A 19326-nucleotide genomic window follows, 5' to 3' on the forward strand; every position below is an offset into this window, starting at 1 on the left:
CCTTGGAACCGGCTGCCTGAGCGCAGGATTGGCAGCGACAACGGGGACTTGCCGTCTACCTGGCCTCGCGGCAGGTACGGCGGAACCAGAACATGGTGGCGTCATGAGCAGCCTGCCGAATCCGGATCAGGCGAGCGAACCTCAGTGGACCCGGTTGCCGACGAATGTCGGGAGCGAGGCTCCGCATGCCGAACGCCGGCAGCTGACCGTGGCATTTGTCGACATCGTCGGCTCGACACCCCTGAGTGAGAGCATCGATCCCGAAGAATTCTTTGCGATCATCAAAACCTACCGCGATATCTGTGACGAGGAGATCAAGCGCTATGGCGGCCACATCGCCAGACTGATTGGCGACGGATTGCTGGCCTATTTTGGCGTGCCACAAGCGCATGAAAACGATCCCGAACGCGCGGTGCGTGCTTCGCTGGCGGTCGCCGCGGCGATCAAGGAACATCAGTTTCCGCTGTCGGATGGCAGCTTCGTCCGCCTTGGTGTGCGGATCGGGGTGAATACCGGGGTGGTCGTCGTCGGCAGCGTGCCCGGCGAGCCCCCCGAACGGCGGGAAGTGTTCGGCAGCTCCGCACATGTCGCGGCCCGCCTGCAAGGGCTCGCCGGCGAGAATGGCGTCGTGGTCGGGGCGAGCACTTACGAGCTGACCCGCGGAACATTCAACTACGTGCCGCTTGGCAGACGACCGCTCAAGGGCGTGGAGGAGCCGGTCGACGCCTGGAGTGCGGAAGCTCTCGCGCCCAGCGAGAGCCGGTTCGACAGGGCGCAGAGGTTGCCTCTTGCTCCGATGATCAGCCGGACCAGCGAAAGCGCACTGCTTGCCGAGATGTGGCAGCAGACGGTCGCGGGCTCAGGACATATCGGCGTCATTTCCGGCGAGCCCGGCATCGGCAAGTCACGCCTGATCCGTCAGTTCCGCAGCTCACTTGATGCCTCGCGCCGCGGTGTTGTGTCGCTGCAATGCTCGCCGTTCCACGTCAACACGCCGCTTGCCCCGGAAATCGAGCGGCTCAGGCGCGTGACCGGCATCCAGGAGGCCGACGATGCGGAACTCGCATTGGCAAAATTGCGCTCGTTTTTGGCAAGAGAAGCCCCCAACGTCACGAACGCGCTGAGCTACTACGGGGCTGTCCTGTCGATACCTGCCTGCTCGGAATACGAACCCGTGGACCTCGGGTCTCCCTTTGAGCGCGACCGGGCTTTTCAGGCGTTCATCGATGTTCTCATCGCGGCCTCGCGCAAGCGGCCCATCCTGATTGTCGCGGAGGACGTCCAGTGGATCGACCCGACCACCATCGAACTGGTGGGACGAATAACAGCTCGCTGTTCTGGCGAGCGGGTGATGATCCTGATCACGCATCGCGATGACTACCAGGCAGACTGGTTGCCGGGCTCGGCAGTTCGACGGATCGCTCTGCAAAAGCTGGCACCGCACGAATGCGAGCAAATGGTTGCAGCCGTTGCCGGCGGCGATGTCGTCTCACGCCGGATCACCAGCCAGATCGTTGCAAGAACGGATGGCGTGCCACTTTTCATCGAGGAGTTTACGCGGGCCGTGATCGATGCCCGCACGGTCGAGCGCACCGCTGACGGTTTGACGCTGAGCAGGAAATTGCCCGAAACGTTGGTGCCGTCGAGTATTCAAGACTCACTGATGGAGCGCCTTGATCGCCTTGGTCCGGCCAAGCGTGTCGCCCAGATCGCCTCCGTGTTCGGGCGGCAATTCAGCTATGAAGGAATTTTCAACGTCCTTCCAGGCAGGGACCAAACGCTGCAACACGCGTTGCGGGCGCTGGAGAGCGCAGAGATCGTGTATCGCGTCGAGCAATCCCAGGGCGCCATCTTCGCGTTCAGGCACGCGATGATACAGGAGGCCGCCTACTCCTCGCTGCTCAAGGAGGAACGGCGCGAGCTCCATGCGCGCGTCGCGTCATGGATGCTTCAGGAGGCCGCGATCCGGGAGAGCAGTCAGCCTGCCGTGCTCGGCTATCACTATGCGCGCGCAGGCAACATTCCGGAAGCGATCGAGGCCTGGCTCCAGGCCGGCAAATCGGCGCTCCGCCGATCAGCCACCAAGGAGGCCGTGGCCCATCTGCGCGAAGGCCTCTCGCTGATTCCGCGGCTGCCCGCTTCACAGCAGCGCTTCGAAGCTGAAATCGCGCTGCAATCCAACCTGGCGATGGCCTACACCGCGAACGCAGGGTGGTCCGATCCGCACGTCTATGGATCCTACAGTCGCGCACTCAAGCTTTGCGCGAGCCATGGCACCACGCGCGAAAAGGCGACGGTGCTGTGGGGAAGTGCCATAGCGAAGCTGGTCAACTGCGAGCTCACCAAGGGCCTCGAGCATGCGGAGGATTTCGTCCGGAGGGCCGAGGAGTGGCGCGACGACGAGGCTGCCCTCATGGCGTACACCGCCGCCCTGATCGCCAATTTCTTTCTCGGTCGTCTGGAGCAGGCGAGCGAGCTCGCCGCGCTGATCAGCGCCCGTTACAATTCTCGTGATCACGGCAAACTGGTCCAGATCTATCAGCATGATCCATTGATCGTGTCGCTGGTCTATTCCGGACACATCGAATGGCTGTTGGGTCGGCCCGGCCGGGCCAGAGAGTGCTGTGAGACGGCGCGGCAGCTCGCCAATGAGATCGGGCATCCCTTCATGTTGGCATTTGCCTCCATTCTTGGCGTGTCCGATCACTGGTATGAAGGCGATCTTGCGGCCAACCTTGCCAGCGTCGAACGCGGCCTGAAGGTCGCCGATGAGTTTGGCTATCCGATGTACCGGGTCATTGGTCCGTTATGGGCGACCTCTGCGCTGGCGGCACGAGGCTCTGCGCCCAAGGTGCTCGAGCAATTGTGCGGCCTGCTGGAAAAACTACCCGTCGAGGATCGGTGCATTCAGATGCCGCTCTATCGGATTCTGCTCGCCACCGAATTCGGACGGATCGGGCAGATCGAAAGGGCCCGAAGCTTCGCGGCTTCGGCTGCGTCCCTGGTGAAGCGAACCGGCGAGCGCTGGGCTGCTCCCGAGATCGATCGAATCCACGGCTCGCTGTTGTGCCAGGAACCATTGCGAGACGACCGGGCTGCCATGCGCCTGTTCAAACGCTCGCTTGCCTCTGCCCGGAAGCTCGGGGCGGTCGGTTGGGAATTGCGCACGGCGATCAGCATCGCGCGCTTGCTCGGCGCCAGCGAGAGCGCATCCAGACGCGCCGAAGCACGAGACCTGCTGATCTCGACCCGGGCGAAATTTGCATCCGCGGAAACGTCCCGCGATCTGCGTGAGGCTGATGACCTGGTGCGGCTGCTGAGCTAGCCAATCCAGCGCCGTTTCCGTTCCGATGGAATCGGAACGGGCTTGCTTTTACGCACTTCTTTCGCGCGCACCTGTGTTTGGGCGACCTACGTCGTCAGCGATCCCAAATAGCGGATCGCCCGCAGGCTCGGCAGGAACGCGTAGGCGCCGCCCTGGGTACTGACGAATCGCGGCAATCCCCGCAGCCGGATCGTGCTGCCGGATTTGAGCGGCAAGTCGAACCAGCTGGCGGCCGGATCGTTGGCGCCCGTGACCGGATCGTTGGATCCGGTGATGCGCGGATCCTGCAGGCCGAGGTTCAGCCAATCGCAGGACATGGCCTCGAACTGGGCCCCAAGGTTTGCCCCTATGAAGTTGCCCAGCAGGCCTCGCTCCGGTTCGGGTTTGCGCGGCTGCGTCCGATCATAGGCTGGCCCGTAAGGCACGCCTCGCCGAACCAGGCGCCGGCTGTTGTTCGCCACCCGTTGCACGATCTGTCCGCCCCGCGGGTTGCTCCGGCGGATATGGGCTCCGTAGGGACAACGGGACTCGCCGACGTAGTCGAAATCCGCCGCCTTGACGAGATTGGGATCAGGCACGTCTGCCGAAAGGGCCAGCGGCGTGCCATCGCGCCATCGGCCGCACAGGTTGGCGGCGACGATCTCGCGCAGGGCAGCCCGAGGCGTCGGGCCTTCGATCGAGAGGATTTGGCAGATTTTCGCTTCAGCGCCGGGCGGCAGCAATTCGCCGACGGCCCGGGTGTCCTTGAGCAATTCGTCGGCGGCCTGATCGAGATATTCCTCGAAGCCTGCGACGTCCTGCTTCAACACGCGAAAGGCGTTGAAGGTGCCGTTGTGTCCCAACTCTTCGGGCTGAGGAACCCGCCACATCAAACCTTCCAGGTTGGTCCGATGCCCCAGCAATACGGTGCCGAGCGGAGCCCTGGGTTGACCGTCGTCATAGCGATCCGAGTCATGAATGCCCTCGAACCTTGGTTGCATGATGTTGTCGCGGTAGCCGAAGTGAACGCGGTCATCGGGGAAGCTGCAGCCCTCGCGGGTGCCGACCAGTGTGACGGCGCTTGTGTCGGCGAGGGCGCGCTTCTGGACGTCGTCCAGCTGCTCGGCCTGCTCGGCGTAGATCGTCGCGATGAGATGGATCCGCTTGGGCTCGTTGAAAGGTTTCGGCCAGGTTTCCGGCGCGCTCGGTCCAACATCCCCGAGCTTCAAGGCGCGGGCGGTCATGCCTTCGATGAACTCGTTCGGGAACATTTCAAGCGAAGCGCTCGGCGTGCCGAGGGCGCGCAATCCCTCGTAGGTCAGGCCGATGTTGAAACAGGTGTCCGGCTTGCTTGCCCCCCAGTCTCCGCTCGTGATCTGCGGAACACCATCGCTGCGGCCGGATGTCGAGGCGGCGAGCCAGCGCCTGGCCGCCACGCGATCGGCGACTTCCAGGATGAGGTAGCGCACGTACGGCTTCTTGGTGTAGCCACGCAAGATATTGCCCTGCAGATCAGCCAAGTTGATCATGGCGCTCACCAGCCCAGTTCCAATCGTTCGCGGACCTGAGCCGCCGAAAATCCGGGATAGGCCCGGTAGCCGCTGCCGAGCGAAACGTTCGGATTGGCGCGAAGCTGCAGCACCAGTTTGCGCGGCAGCAGGGTCAGTTCGTCATTGACGGGTGATACGGCCTTGTCTCCATTCAAGGCTTCCTGATCTCTCAGAAAATCGGTGGCGGTGTCCGGCACCTGGTACAGGTCGCGCTCGTGCACCCATTGGATGAACGCATCGACATTCTTCTCGCAAGGGATCACGTCATCTCCGCCTTCGACGAGTCCGACCACGGCATCGAACACACTGCCGATCGTGGCGATGAAGTCACGAATGTAATTGGTGAAATCCCCGTCATAGACGGAGAACATGCAAATGTTGTCGCCGACGATGACGAAGCGCGCGAAGTGCACCGTGCCGACGTTGTTCAATCCGGCATAGATCGCATCCTTGTTTTGCGCGATCGCCAGCGCGGCTTCCGCTCGTCCGATCGGCGACTTGACCTTGAGCGGCATGATCAGATTCATCATGCACTGAACATTGTCACCGTGCTGGAACGACGCGTGGGGACCACCGGGCAGAGGTTTCACCGGCGTTTTTCGCGCCCAGTAGGGCACCAGGATCCATGACGCCGCGCGCTTGAAGAAGAGGGTCGTGGGCAACCAGTCCACAAAGCGATCGAGCACACCTGCATCACTTGGCATCATCCGGCCTCCACTTGAACGGACACCCGCCGCGCATTTCACGCGAGGCTTCATAGGCGCCCAGGCGGGCCTTGAGGATCGGATCCTCAGAGGGTTCGATGCCGGGCGCGAGACGGTTGGGATTGAAGCTGATGCGTTCGCCGGCCTTTTCCTGATCTTCGGCCACCTTGATCAGCGTCAGGGTCCCCATGGCGATCCGGATTCGTGTCCCCGGCCAGGGCTTTGTGGGATCGTTGAGCTCATCGCCCGATTCGCCGATCGTCATCATCAGCATGAATCGGGCCGGCCACCGCCGCAGGCGGTCTCGCAGCTCCGCGCGCAGATAGTCATCGCGCGGCGCGGCGAGGGGATCGGTGTTGCAAACGCCTGCGACCGGCTGCCAGGAAAAGCGAACGGGGCGGCGAACGCCATTGGGTGCCGTCACCCAGAAGGTGTGGACGGCGTGATAGGCCGCGCGGGCATAGCTCACCGGCGCGCCGATCAGGCCGACCTGAAATATTCCGAGCTGTGCAAACCGGTGCTGGTCGGCGTAATGGAGTGCTCCCGCATCGACACTCTTGGTCTCGCTCGGGTACGGGTTGCGCCTAGGCACCTTCAGCTGCAAGAGGTCGCCAAGCTTGCGCCACCAGGTCTCTCTTTGATACGGCGCGAGCGTCGCGACCTCCGAGAATCCGAAAAATTCCTCGACATTGCGGACGAAGAATTCGGCAAGCGTCGTGGCGATCAGGTCGCTTGCCGTCCCGTCCGACAGGTGAAAACGTGTCGCCATTCCCCGGACATCGGACCATCCATCATGCCGCTCCGGCCCCCCCAATCCGTTGGAGAACCTCACCGACACGTCGACGGGCTTTCCGTTGAAATGCTCCGCGGTGCAATAGGTGCGCGCGACATTCGACGCCACGAATTTGCCTGTCACGCCGATGCCGAGCGTGTGAACCGGCCGCTGCCCGGGGACCGGAGCCGGCAAGTTCTTGATGATGACCTCGACGAGCCGCTTTGCTTCTGATGGATCGACCATGCCCCGCTCCATTGCACGGACCGCTGAGGGTGTGCCGTCGGGACGCTCGGTGCTTTTAGCGTTGTCGATCGAGTTCATCCTGCGCCCCTGGCGCCGATGTTACATTCGATCGCCGGCCGGATATGTGACGTCGTTCACAAAGTTTGCCGAACAGAGCTCTGCGCAATTTGAAGCGAATAGGTTCGACACTCCCGATGGCGCACGCGCGGACCCCTAGAGTGGTTGGCTGGACGGTACGCACCGCCGTGCTCGGCGTTGGCGGCGCCTCCTGAAAACGTTGGCTTTTGACCCGAAGCGGAAGTCGAATCTTGTTGGCTTCTGCAACCACCGTCGTTTTTCATCCGATCTGGCGACGAGGGGTTTGAGCAGATCCGGCCGGAATCTCGGCAGGGAAATATGCTAGGCTTGGCCCGAAGGCCGTGGGCACGGCAATCAGACGACGCGAGTTAGTGGGTCTCCTTTGCGGACAGATTGCCGCGCGCAACGGTCGCTCAGACTAGACTTTTCGGTGCATCCGGTGGGCTTGCGAGCGAGAAAATGCTGCAAATAGGCATTCGCTGATGCGGCACTGGTCCGCACATCTTACTCGCGTGACGGCCGGCATCGGGCTCGTCGTAATCGGCGGGCTGGCGCTGGCGGCGCCGTTCGCGGTTGGCACCTGGTCCCTGCAATTCCTCGGCCTTCCCATGCTGGCGGTTGCGATGGCCGACCTTTACCAGACTCTTGCCAGTCCGCAGCTTCGGACCCATCCGGCTTCGTATGTCACCAGCATTCTTGCGACCGCTGCCGCCCTTGTCCTGTATCTCAGTCCGTCCCTGGTTGCTTCTGGTGTTGTCGCGATATTTCTGACGTTTCTGGTGGTCGATGGCGTCGTAAAAGCCAGTCAAGCGGTCTTCGGGCCTCCATCGGGCACGTCGCGAACGGTCGCGATCGTAAACGGCCTGTCCAGCTTCATGCTGGCTCTGATTGGCTTTTGGGTATGGAAAACACTTGGTCTGCAGATCGCGCTCGGCGTAGCGGTCGCCGGGTATGCCGCCTCGGCGGGATGGCGCCTGCTTGTGGCGCCGACGGAGCACCGAGAGCGTGACCACACATCCGATGCGACCAATAAGCACCCCGATAACAGGCTCAACTTCGACAGCCATGAACTGTTTGCCGCAGGGCTCGCATCCCGTGCATCAAGCGCGCCCATCGTGGGACGCACCGAATTGCAGTGGCTGATGGTCGTGGGCGCGGTGCTGTTTGTCGTGCACCTCGCCCGCATGGAATCCAGCGATACCTGGCTCGGTCTGATCTCTCCGGTCGTGGCCACCGTCGGGGATCCTGATGGCCATATTGTTTGGAGCGCTGTTGGTACTACCGCTGCGCTTGGGCTGGCGGCTGCTGACCCGTCCCTTCGAGCGAATAGCATGGCGGCTGCGGTTCTCCGGACAGGATGTCAAGTTGCAAGCTTTGCCGCGGCGTCTGGTTCGGGGGTGGACTGATGCACGACTGTCGTTCGCAGCATCGCTGCGCGACGCGCGAAGTTCGCTTTCCTCAGCCGTGGGTTTGACGATCCGCCTTGGCTTGCCGCTCACTGTGTTGTTTGTTGCCGTCAACACGATCTGGGGATTCACCTGGTACTTCAACACGGAAAGCTGGGCGAGCGCTTTCTATCAGAAGATGGCCGAACTGCGCGTCGACACTTGGCGTGCCGGCATGGTCGACGGCGTCCTGTCGGCCTATGGCGGGAAAATCGACAAGCTGTTTCGGGTGGCTCCGCCAGGAATCGACGATCAGGATTTCAGCTTCATCGTCATCGGCGATCCCGGCGAAGGCGATGCGTCGCAATACGCACTGATCGAGCGTTACCTGGAGATCGGACGGCGGGACGATGTCAAGTTCCTCATCATTGCTTCCGACGTCATCTATCCGGCCGGCGCCATGGCGGATTACGAGAAGAATTTTCACCTGCCGTTCAAGGGATTCAGGAAGCCCATTTATGCGATCCCGGGCAACCATGACTGGTTCGATGCGCTGGAAGGCTTCAACGCCAACTTCCTGGAGCCGCAAGCCGCGCGCGCAGCGCTGGCGGCGCGTGCCGACACTGACCTCAATCTCACCAGTACCGGCACCAATCGTATCGATCGGCTGGTTGATCGGGCACAGCGACTTCGCGAACTCTACGGTATTCAGAACGGCCTGCAGCGGGGTCCGTTCTTCGAGATTCAGACCGCGGACTTTGCCTTGATTGCGATCGATACGGGCATTCTGCGTACGATAGACGATCGGCAACGCGCGTGGTTGACCGACGCACTGGCGCGTGCGCGCGGAAAATTCACCATGGTTATTCCAGGTCACCCAAAATATGCAGGAGGTACGGATACCAGCACCGGCGACGACGCCTTCTCTGCTCTTTTTGCAACGCTTGAGAACGCCGGCGTCGATGTCGTGATGGCCGGCGACACCCACGCCTTCGAGTTCTATGTCCAGTATAAAGACGTCGCGGGCGGCGCGCGCCCGATCTATCACTTCGTCAACGGCGGCGGCGGAGCGTATCTCAGCATCGGTGGCGCACTGGGGTGGCCGGATGTCTTGCCGGTAGAGACCTGGGCTTTCTATCCAGGTCCGGATGCCGTCCGCGCCAAACTCGACACCGAAACTCCGGCATGGAAACAACCGGTCTGGGCCTGGATCAAGCGCTTTGGCGCATGGCCCGTCTCAACCGAAACCCTGTCAGGCATCTTCGATTTCAATCATGCGCCCTTCTATCAAAGCTTCGTCGAAGTGCGCGTTGAACGCTCAAGGAAGCGCGTTGTTTTTGCGCTGCAGGCGGCCAACGGCCCGGTCCGTTGGCAGGATTTGCACGCTTCTTTCAAAGGCGTCGCGGGCATGGCCCCCGACGCGCCCGTTGAATTCATCGTCAACATGAAGGCGCCAGGCGGCTGACGTCCCTTTCCCTTCAGCGCGCGGCGTCGGGGATTTGCTTCTGGTACATTGCGGACGTGTCGTTAGACGCCGAGCGCGCTCGATATCTCGGCCAGGGTCGCCTTTTCAGCGTCGCTCACCTGAACGCCTCCACCGAACAGGCTGCCGCCCTCGCTAGCCCGTCCTATTCGTGAGAGTGCTTTTTTTAGTCCGATTGATGTGGCCGCACATCTGCTCTGACGAGGCGCGCGGGATTGCCTTCGGCTTTTCACCGCCTGACCGACCCGTACTTTGCAACGCGCTTGAGGTGTAGGTTGGGCGAACGGGGGGCGGACGCCCCGCCGGTCAAGGACCGAGAGGCAGCAGCGCGCCTGGCAAGCCGCGGATCAGGTCGGCTTCGGGACATGCCGCGGCAAACGCAAGGCGAATGCGGCTCGTGGTCTCGACCACACGGGCAGCGAGTTTCAAGAGACGAAGACGCAGCGTCGCGAACTCGGCTGTGGCCAATTCCCGGGCTTTGGGAATCGCGTCGCGCACGGTCAGCATCAGCCAATAAGCGGCGGTGTGGAGAACGAGGCGGACTTGATTGGCGAGCGCCGAACGGCAGCTGGTGCGATCGGAGGCGAGCTGTGTCTTATGCAGCTTGATCAGATTCTCGGCTTGGCCGCGCGCGCAATACAGGCTGTCGTAGATCCACTCGGCCGAGCCGACATCGAGGCTGGTGACGACGAAACGGATGTCGAGGCCGAGCATCGTCGCCTCAATACGGGCGACGGTACGCCGTTCGCGATCCCAGGACTTTGCCTTGTGGCGCGTCTCGGTATAGCCACGCAGAACCGGCAGGTTCTCGATGGCGCGTCGCGTGCGGATGTCGTCGGCGGCCTCGTCGAGTTTTCTGGCGAGCGGCTTGGTGCCGGACAGACCGAAGATGTAGTCGATGCCGTTGGTCTCGCACCACGCCATTGCCTCCGGCCGGGCATAGTGCCCGTCGCCACGGAACGTAATTCGCGTGTTGTGCCACCGCGTCCGGATATGCCGGATCAGGCGGCGCAGGTGGGCACGCACCTCGACGCCGCCCGGCGTCTTGCCGGGCCGCAGCACGACCGCCACGGGCCGGCTCTTCTCCGTGTCGTAGACGTGGATCGGCAGGAAGCAGCGTTCGTCATAATGAGCGTTGAACAGCGAGAGCTGCTGATGGCCGTGGACGACATCGCAGGTATCATCGATGTCGAGCGTGACGGATGCCGGCTCGCGCGGGTAGCTATCCATCCATGCGTCGACCAAAGTGTAGGTCAGTCGGATCACGTCGCGCAGGCGCGGAGCATTCTCCAGCCGCGACAGCGTCGGTTGGGAACACAGATCGCGACCCGTGTCCGGCAGCCGTCCGCAGGCCAGCTTGAATGCGGGATCGGACCGCAGATGATCGAGGTCGTCGGCGTCCTCGTAGCCGCAGCAGATCGCGAACATGCGCGCGCGGAACATATCGACAAGGCTGTGCACGACCCGCGTCGGATCGCGCCGATCCGGGAACACCCGGGCCAAATTGTCGGCCAAGCCGAGACGCCGCTCGGCCATCGCCAGAAGCATCACGCCCCCGTTCGAGGTCAGCCGACCGCCATCGAAGGCAGCTGTGACTTTCTTGGCGTGAACGGCTGGAAACGAGAAGGGCAGAATCGTATCATCGGTCATGGCGGGCCTGGCGTTCGCGGTTGAGGTGATGGGGTTGGCTTTGCAACCGAATCCTACGCCGCATCAGCGCTTTACACCACGCTCGCCAGCCTCTCAGGCGCACTCTGACGAATAAGACGGGCTAGAGGCTTCGGCAGTGCTTTGGCTGATCTGACGTAGCCAATCCTTGAACGCAGCTGCATCACCCGGCGCCTTGGCTCCGAGTAATGCCGAGACCTGGCGCAATGAATCGATGGATTTAGTCTTCATCTCCGGGGGCTTGCTGCCGGCGAATTCCGCCTGCAGGCCATCGCGAGCGGCGCTTCGCCCCTCGCTGGTCGAGAAATCGGCGACCACCGCTTTCACGAGGCCGTTGGCGTTGGAGTCGGTCGCAACCTTGCTCAATGCGGCGCCGCCAGCGAATGATTCCTTGAGCAGGCCCCACAGCCCGCTGGGTTCGGCGGCCGTGATGGCCATCCCCGCAATCATTGGGCTCTTCAGAAGCAGCGTCCATTCATCCTTGGTGAAGCTCGTCTTGTCTACCATTGGTCATCTCCTGACGCGTATGTGTGAATCATCCTTCGCCGTTGCGCGCACGCTTCTGGGCGCACGGCTCAACATCAGCGAAATCAGGATCGCGACAGTGTTTCGATCTTGCGGCGAAGCTCGTCGATCGTGGGTTTGGCAACGTCACCAACACCCGGCATTGCCAGCACGTTGTCACACATCTGGTTAATGGTCGGCTTTGCTGTTGCGATCAACTTGGCAAGAGCACTTTTTCCTTCCGGGCTGAGCTTTCCCGCAAGGTCGCTGACTTCATTCAATTGGGCTGTTGCTTCCCGGAGCTTGGGGATGGCCGCCTGGGCGGAAGCAACGTCCGTGATCGTTGGCAGCACGGATCTCAAGGTGCCGACGGACGAGTTGACCTTGTTCGTCAGACTCACGCCTCCAATCGTCAGGTCTGATGGAGCGAGGCCCACGGTTGCAGTCCCAGGCTGCACTGCGGCGGGACGCGGCAACTCGGCAACCGTTTCAGTTCTTGGCTGGAAGAAATACCAGGCGAGAGCACCCAGAATGGCCACCGCCGCTAACCAGTAGGACAATTGCGACGACGCTGCGCTTGTTGTGGCCTGAGCTGCCCGGCTGGCCTCGGCACTGGTCCGCTCCGAGACTCCGGCAATACGGCTCCCGGCGGCTGAAGCTGCCGCAGCACCGCTACGCGCAACTCCCGCTGCTCTGTCGATGAGGCCGGCAGAGGTCAGATGGTCGGCGAGGCCGGACGGAATCGCCGCGACGATCTGATCTTTTTGCGAGCCGAGAAGCGAGGCGAGACCGTTCGTATCCAGGCCGGCGCTGCGCTGCTGCTGGCCCAATGTCCCGAGAACCACCGGGCCAAGCATGCCGAGCAATGACTTGCTGGCTTGGCCGTCGATTCCCGCGAACTTGCCAATCGATTGTGCGATTGTGTCCAGCGCTCCTCCGCCGAATAGACCGGAGAGCATGTTGGATCCGGTTTCCGCGAGGTTGTTCTGGCCCGAACCACCGATCAGGCTTTTGAGAATGTCGAGCGATCCGGGTTGTTGCTGGGCCAACGAGCTGCTGAGTTGGCGGGCTCCCTGGGGAGTGGCGGTAACGTCCGCCAAGCCGGCAAGCAGTGCCGGGATGGCGCCGCCAATCGCCTTTTGCGCGACATTGCGGTCGATGCCCAAGACAGAAGCGATCTTTGCGACCATGTCAGGGGTCAGGAATTGCATCACAACAGAAACGAGATTTGCGGCCATGGCATTCTCTCCATTTTGATTGTGAGGTGTGTTGTGAAGTGAGTCGGGACTGCGGCTTGATCTCCGGTCGTTCCTCCGCACCTCTTGCGTCAGGCAGATTGCGCAGGAGCGAACCTGGGTCGAACGTCGTCACCAGGACGTCGACACCAGATTGATTAGCGTCGCTGCCGCGCCATCATCTCCGTGTCCGGCCCCGGGGCGCATGTGCACCCCGAGGGTGTCGGCCGCGATTGATCTAAATCAATGGAACCTGTCCGCCGTGAACACACGACGAACGGATCGCGGCCCGGCAGCCCCAGAGCAGGAACAGGGCGCGATAGCAGGACGGTATGGCTTACCCATGTGCACTCCCGTTGATGGCCCATAGCCGAAGGTCCCATTAGCCATCGTGGCGTCGGCTCATTGGAGAAGAGCGAACCCTGTCCGGTTCAGTACCAAGGGCGGCTTTTGGCCCCAACCGGACCTTGGCCTGATCTCTGCCCAACGCAGATGCTACGGGTTTCTTGTGGTCCTCACGCGGACGCTACGCGGTTCGGGATGAACCCTGCATGACACGCTTGACCACCATGGCCGCGATGCCCGCGAGCACAGCCTTTGCCTGCGGGGACGCAAGCATGTCGATGATCGGGTTCGACGGTTGCGCTTGCTCTTGAGGCTGGGCGTCGCCGCTGACGAGAATATCCCGGAGCTGACCGGGCTTCCCATGCAGATCGGTGAGCACCTCGCCCAGTTCCTTCGGTTCGGGCGCCACTTGTCTCGGTAGCGCCACGCCGCGCGCCGTGGCTCGCTCCTGCAGCATCTTCACGAACGCCCCGCGCTCTTCCGGCGAAAGCTTGGCCAACGCTTCTATCGCTGCCTGCGCGTACTGGTCAGGCGGCACGGCGTGTGACACATCACCATACCGCTTGAGAACCTCTTGATCAGAGTAGCCCTGGGACGGGTCTCCTTGTTCGTATCGATCAACGAAATCCCGGTACTCCTTCTGGCGTTGCCCACCGCCAATTAGCTCGTCAAGGATACCCATCTGCAGCTCCTTCATCGGTGTTGCGCACAAGGCCAAGAGTGCAGTCGCTCCGACAGTTAGTTGCTATCTCCAAGGTAAACCCGGGCGGAGAGTATTGACCTAGGTCAAGGAGGCATGGCGGCCGCGCAAATTAATGTTTGCTTGTCAGGCGTGAGTGGACATTCCACGCGCGCGTCAATGATCGCTATTGACCCAAGGCCGACACGCATCCAGATCAGTTCTGTGTCGCCTCTTGATGGGTAAAGCAGACGCCGCATTTGCGAGGACGTGCCCTAGTTCTGCGGCCCAACGGATGCCAGCTTCGTGCCTCGCATGCCCCGGAATGCGGATGGATGGGACAGCCCCCTAAAGCGTGATGGCATTAAGTTCGATAGCCTGAATTTTTCAGGTAATTGGCGCATTCCTCGGGGGTGAAGGCGTCGAGTGCGTGGCCGATTGCGGCGCAGACCGCGTCGACGGTTCGCGCGGCAGCTTTGCGGAGCAGATGCTTGAGCTTGGCAAAGACCTGTTCGATCGGGTTCAGGTCGGGCGAGTATTTGGGCAGGAAGAAGAGTTTGGCGCCGACCGAACGGATGAGTTGGCGAACTGCTTTGCTCCTGTGGCTACCGAGGTTATCCAAGACGACGATATCGCCGGGTCGAAGGACAGGCAGAAGAACCTTCTCGACATAGGTGCGAAAGCTCACGCCATCGATCGGCCCCTCGATGAACCATGGCGCATCGATCCGGTCATGGCGCAAGGCCGCCAGGAAGGTCATGGTCTTCCAGCGACCGTGGGGAACCGTGGCAGGAAGTCTGTGCCCGCGCGGTGCCCATCCACGCAAAGGCGCCATATCGGTTCTGGTCCATGTCTCGTCGATGAAGACGAGCCGCTCAGCTTCGACGCGCCCTTGATATTTTGTCCACTGGGCTCGCCGCCGCGCGACCGCGGGTCGATCCCGTTCGCCAGCCGCCACGCTTTTTTTTGAAGCTTAGCTTCTCGGCGTGCACGAAGTCCCACACCGAGTGATAGTCGACCTTCAGGCCGCGTCCAGCAAGCTCGGCAACGAGCCCCCGTATAGTGAAATCGCCGTCCTTGATCCGCTGCGACAGCCAAGCCGCGTGGTCTCCCGAAACCGCCCTCGGCTTATGACCGCCCATCTGGCCAGGCTCAACGCTGCCGGTCTCCTCGACCCGCTGCATCCAACCGATTGCGGTGCTGATCGCGACCCCAAACTGCTTGGCCGCCTGATTGCGAGACATCCCGCCCTCGATCGCCGACACGACTCGCTTGCGAAGATCCAGAGAATAAGGCTTGCCCATCCATGCTGGCCTCCAACCCAGTCAGCATGGTGAATCAGAAACACACCGATTTGGGAATCCCAAATCGATTCAACCTAACCCCATCCCGCTCTAGCGCTGAGTTGCCCGACGGCGCAAGCCCCCGCAGCAAAAACATTTCGGTTTATCGTAAGGACAACTCAGTGGTATGAATCCTTCGTCTCACCCGATTGAGGGGCGCTCGCGATCGTCAGGAACGTTGCGGTGGGATGCGGTGGACGCCGAAGTGCACGCGACGAACGTGGGCCAAGGCGGACGGTGAAATCGTGTGGTCCTGACGCCCTAGCGGCAGGTGTCTTTTCACAGAACGCTAACGCGTCCTGTGAAGACGGTGACAAGCAAGCCCAGTCTCGCCGGGGAGAGCACGTATAAGCCGTAACCCATCGCGCAGGGAAAGCCGGGATGCTTCCGGTTTCACCTGTGGTCCCACCCCGGTGCTTTTTGTTGCACCGGACCCATGGGTGCGATCGGCGCCCGGCTTTCCCTGCGCCCTCTGATTGGAGGGGGGCGGAACGAACGGCAAAACTCGGACAAACATGTCGCGAGGATTCGAAATCGTGCCTTCTATGGTGCTGTCATCGCCCGGCTCGACCGGGCGATCCAGTACGCCGCGGCCTCTCGGTTCAGGCACGGACGTCTCTGGGTCACCCGGTCAAGCCGGGTGACGACACCGGATGGATTCCTGACGGGCTCCCGTGCGGCGACCATCTCAGCCTGGCCCTTCTCCCCTGCGACAGCGGCAGGGCGGCTGCGCGACGGGATGGGGCGTTTGGAGGCCCCAAGCCGTTGACCCCATGGGCGATTTTGTGGCCTAGTCCGCCGTCCCCGAACGGGACCCGAAAATCACCCAAAGCCACCCAAAATCCCTGCGATTTCATGACCGCCGAACGCTACAACGCCCGTGAATCCGAACCCCGCTGGCAGCGCCTGTGGGACGAAAAGGCGATCTTCGCCTCCAAGAACGACGATAAGCGGCCGAAATACTACGTGCTCGAGATGTTCCCGTACCCGTCGGGGCGCATCCATATCGGCCATGTCCGCAACTACACGCTCGGCGACGTGCTGGCGCGCTTCATGCGCGCCAAGGGGTTCAACGTGCTGCACCCGATGGGCTGGGACGCGTTCGGCCTGCCGGCGGAGAATGCCGCGATCGAGCGCAAGGTGGCGCCGAAGGCGTGGACCTACGACAACATCGCCGCGATGAAGAAGCAGCTGCGCTCGATCGGGCTGTCGCTCGACTGGTCACGCGAATTCGCGACCTGCGACCCCAGCTACTACAAGCATCAGCAGAAGATGTTCCTGGACATGCTGCGCACAGGCCTCGCCGAGCGCGAGAAGCGCAAGCTGAACTGGGATCCGGTCGACATGACCGTGCTCGCCAACGAGCAGGTGATCGACGGCCGCGGCTGGCGCTCGGGGGCGGTTGTCGAACAACGGGAAATGAGCCAGTGGGTCTTCAAGATCACGAAGTACGCGCAGGAGCTCTTGGAGGCGCTGGACGGTCTCGATCGCTGGCCCGACAAGGTGCGGCTGATGCAGCGCAACTGGATCGGCCGCTCCGAAGGCCTCTTGATCCGCTTCGCGCTTGATGCGGCGACGACGCCGGCCGGCGAGACCGAGCTGAAGATCTTCACCACGCGGCCGGACACGCTGTTCGGTGCAAAATTCATGGCGATCTCGGCGGATCATCCGCTGGCGGTCGCCGCTGCCGCGAAGAATCCCAGGCTCGCCGAGTTCATCGCCGATATCAAGAAGATCGGCACCGCGCAGTCGATCATCGACACGGCCGAGAAGCAGGGCTTCGACACCGGCATCAAGGCGGTGCATCCGTTCGACCCGAGCTGGAAGCTGCCGGTCTATGTCGCGAACTTCGTGCTGATGGAATACGGCACCGGCGCGATCTTCGGCTGCCCGGCGCACGACCAGCGCGACCTCGACTTTGTCAATAAATACGGCCTCGGCAACGTGCCGGTGGTCTGCCCCGAGGGCCAGGACCCGAAGACGTTTTTCATCACCGACACCGCTTATGACGGTGACGGCCGCATGATCAATTCCCGCTTCCTCGACGGCATGACGATCGACCAGGCGAAGGAAGAGGTTGCGAAGCGTCTGGAGAGCGAGCTGCGCGGTAACGCGCCGGTCGGCGAGCGGCAGGTCAATTTCCGCCTGCGCGACTGGGGCATTTCGCGCCAGCGCTATTGGGGCTGCCCGATCCCGGTGATCCACTGCCCGACCTGCGACGTGGTGCCGGTGCCGGATGACCAGCTGCCGGTGACGCTGCCTGAGGATGTCAGCTTCGACAAACCCGGCAACGCGCTCGACCATCATCCGACCTGGAAGCACGTCACTTGTCCCAAGTGCGGCGGCAAGGCGGTGCGCGAGACCGACACAATGGACACCTTCGTGGACTCGTCCTGGTACTTCGCGCGCTTCACCGATCCCTGGAACGAGACGGCGCCGACCACGCCCACGGTCGCTAACCGGATGATGCCGGTCGACCAGTATATCGGCGGCGTCGAGCACGCGATCCTGCATCTGCTGTACAGCCGCTTCTTCACGCGCGCGATGAAGGCGACCGGCCATATCGACATGACCGAGCCGTTCGCCGGCATGTTCACGCAGGGCATGGTGGTGCACGAGACCTACCAGAAGGCCGACGGCAGCTGGGTCACGCCGGCCGAGGTGAAGATCGAGGTTGGCGGCAACGGCCGCCGTGCGGTGCTGCTGGCGACCGGCGAAGACGTCGAGATCGGCCCGATCGAGAAGATGTCGAAGTCGAAGAAGAACACCGTCGACCCCGACGACATCATCGCGAGCTACGGCGCCGACGTCGCGCGCTGGTTCATGCTGTCGGACTCCCCGCCAGACCGCGACGTGATCTGGAGCGACGAACGCGTCCAGGGCGCTGCGCGCTTCGTGCAGCGGCTGTGGCGGCTGGTGAACGAATCGGCCGAGATCGCCAAAACGGCGCCGGCGGCCCGGCCGGCGACGTTCGGACCCGAGGCGCTGACGCTGCGCAAGGCGGCCCATGGCGCGCTCGACAAGGTGTCGTCCGGGATCGAGCGGCTGCATTTCAATGTGTGTCTCGCCCATATCCGCGAGTTCGCCAACGCGCTGGCCGAGGTGCTGGCCAAAGGCGACAAGCCAGCGCCCGATGTCGCTTGGGCGGTCAAGGAGGCTGCGACCATCCTGGTCCAGCTGTTTTCGCCGATGATGCCGCATCTGGCCGAGGAGTGCTGGGTGGTTCTGGGCCGGGAGGGGCTGGTTTCCGAGGCCGATTGGCCGCAAATCGAACGCGATTTGCTGGTCGAAGACAGCGTGACCCTGGTCGTCCAGGTCAACGGTAAAAAACGAGGTGATGTTACCGTGCCACGGGCGGCGCAAAATGCGGATATAGAGGCTGCCGTTTTGGCGCTCGATGCGGTAAAAGCCGCCTTGGGCGGCAAACCCGTCCGCAAGGTGATCGTGGTGCCCATGAGGATCGTCAATGTTGTCGGCTAGGATTGGGATCGCTGCTCGGCTCTTGGCCGTGGCCGCCTTGGCCGCGCTGACGGCCGGATGCTTCCAGCCGATGTATGCCGAGCGCACCCTCGACGGGTCGTCGTCCGCGCTGCGCGAAAAGCTGATGGCCGTCGAGGTTCCGCCGGTCGACAAGCCGAACGCCTCCCGCGAGGCCCGGGTCGGCGTCGAGGTCCGCAACGCGCTCGCCTTCAAGCTCTACGGCACCGCCACCGGCGTGCCGCCGACGCACCGGCTGGTGCTGCGCTTCACCACCAACCGCGCCTCACTGATGCTCGACCCGACCACCGCGCTGCCGACCAGCGAGAACTACGGCATCGACGCCCAGTTCAACCTGGTCGAGATCGCGTCGAACAAGTCGGTGATGAGCGGCACCACGTTTTCGCGCGTGTCCTATGACATGCCGGGCTCCTACCAGCGCTACTCCCGCGCCCGCGCCTTCCGCGACGCCGAGGACCGCGCCGCGCAGGAGATCGCCGACAACATCCAGACCCGGCTCGCCTCCTTCTTCGCCACCGGAACCTGATCGCCG

At 62.6% G+C, this 19326-nt stretch carries 13 protein-coding genes; 5 read left to right on the forward strand and 8 right to left on the reverse strand.

The window, feature by feature from the left end; all coding sequences use genetic code 11:
- The first annotated feature begins 103 nt into the window (after nucleotides 1–103).
- Complete coding sequence (locus tag HAP48_RS15230) at nucleotides 104–3325, forward strand: AAA family ATPase (protein ID WP_166213021.1); 3222 nt, start codon at nucleotides 104–106, stop codon at nucleotides 3323–3325.
- A gap of 86 nt (nucleotides 3326–3411) precedes the next feature.
- Here HAP48_RS15230 and HAP48_RS15235 read toward each other — a convergent pair whose 3' ends face one another.
- The 3 genes from HAP48_RS15235 to HAP48_RS15245 are packed head-to-tail and all read right to left on the reverse strand — an operon-like array spanning nucleotide 3412 to nucleotide 6576.
- Complete coding sequence (locus HAP48_RS15235) at nucleotides 3412–4842, reverse strand: Dyp-type peroxidase (protein WP_166213019.1); 1431 nt, start codon at nucleotides 4840–4842, stop codon at nucleotides 3412–3414.
- Nucleotides 4839–5540, reverse strand: a complete 702-nt coding sequence (locus tag HAP48_RS15240; protein WP_166213017.1) for a hypothetical protein — start codon at nucleotides 5538–5540, stop codon at nucleotides 4839–4841. The genes HAP48_RS15235 and HAP48_RS15240 overlap by 4 nt, the downstream gene beginning before the upstream one ends.
- 7 nt (nucleotides 5541–5547) lie before the next feature.
- Nucleotides 5548–6576, reverse strand: a complete 1029-nt coding sequence (locus tag HAP48_RS15245; protein ID WP_166213015.1) for a catalase — start codon at nucleotides 6574–6576, stop codon at nucleotides 5548–5550.
- 560 nt (nucleotides 6577–7136) lie between these two features.
- Between HAP48_RS15245 and HAP48_RS15250 the strand changes: the two genes are divergently transcribed.
- Together HAP48_RS15250 and HAP48_RS15255 are read left to right on the forward strand one after the other, a co-directional pair.
- Nucleotides 7137–8060, forward strand: a complete 924-nt coding sequence (locus tag HAP48_RS15250; protein WP_166213013.1) for a DUF308 domain-containing protein — start codon at nucleotides 7137–7139, stop codon at nucleotides 8058–8060.
- Entirely contained in the window at nucleotides 8020–9504 is a 1485-nt protein-coding gene (locus tag HAP48_RS15255) for a metallophosphoesterase family protein (protein ID WP_166213011.1), read from the forward strand. The genes HAP48_RS15250 and HAP48_RS15255 overlap by 41 nt, the downstream gene beginning before the upstream one ends.
- Nucleotides 9505–9828: 324 nt before the next feature.
- On the opposite strand, the gene HAP48_RS15260 is transcribed toward HAP48_RS15255, so the two are convergent.
- From HAP48_RS15260 to HAP48_RS15280, 5 genes are all read right to left on the reverse strand, one after another.
- A complete protein-coding gene (locus HAP48_RS15260; protein ID WP_166204320.1) occupies nucleotides 9829–11172 on the reverse strand; it encodes an IS1380-like element ISBdi2 family transposase in 1344 nt (447 codons plus the stop codon).
- A gap of 93 nt (nucleotides 11173–11265) precedes the next feature.
- Nucleotides 11266–11697, reverse strand: coding sequence for a hypothetical protein (locus HAP48_RS15265; RefSeq protein WP_166213009.1), 432 nt, complete (start codon nucleotides 11695–11697; stop codon nucleotides 11266–11268).
- 83 nt (nucleotides 11698–11780) lie between these two features.
- Nucleotides 11781–12932 carry a DUF937 domain-containing protein gene (locus tag HAP48_RS15270; protein WP_166213007.1) on the reverse strand — a complete coding sequence of 384 codons (1152 nt, stop codon included), beginning with the start codon at nucleotides 12930–12932 and terminating at the stop codon, nucleotides 11781–11783.
- A gap of 523 nt (nucleotides 12933–13455) precedes the next feature.
- A complete protein-coding gene (locus HAP48_RS15275; RefSeq protein WP_166213005.1) occupies nucleotides 13456–13956 on the reverse strand; it encodes a hypothetical protein in 501 nt (166 codons plus the stop codon).
- A gap of 361 nt (nucleotides 13957–14317) precedes the next feature.
- Nucleotides 14318–15257 (reverse strand): IS630 family transposase gene (locus tag HAP48_RS15280; RefSeq protein ID WP_420869839.1). Its coding sequence is split into 2 segments (ribosomal slippage): nucleotides 14318–14920 and nucleotides 14922–15257, totalling 939 coding nucleotides; the frame shifts between segments, so codons are not numbered across the junction.
- Between the two features lie 894 nt (nucleotides 15258–16151).
- On the opposite strand from HAP48_RS15280, the gene leuS reads away from it, so the two are divergent.
- Both leuS and lptE read left to right on the forward strand, forming a co-directional pair.
- On the forward strand, nucleotides 16152–18776 hold the full coding sequence (gene leuS, locus HAP48_RS15285) for a leucine--tRNA ligase (protein ID WP_166213003.1): 2625 nt from the start codon (nucleotides 16152–16154) through the stop codon (nucleotides 18774–18776).
- Nucleotides 18763–19320, forward strand: a complete 558-nt coding sequence (gene lptE, locus HAP48_RS15290) for an LPS assembly lipoprotein LptE (RefSeq protein WP_166213001.1) — start codon at nucleotides 18763–18765, stop codon at nucleotides 19318–19320. Before leuS ends, lptE begins: the two co-directional genes overlap by 14 nt.
- The last annotated feature ends 6 nt before the right edge of the window (nucleotides 19321–19326 follow it).

It is taken from the genome of Bradyrhizobium septentrionale (genome assembly GCF_011516645.4).
Taxonomy (GTDB): domain Bacteria; phylum Pseudomonadota; class Alphaproteobacteria; order Rhizobiales; family Xanthobacteraceae; genus Bradyrhizobium; species Bradyrhizobium septentrionale.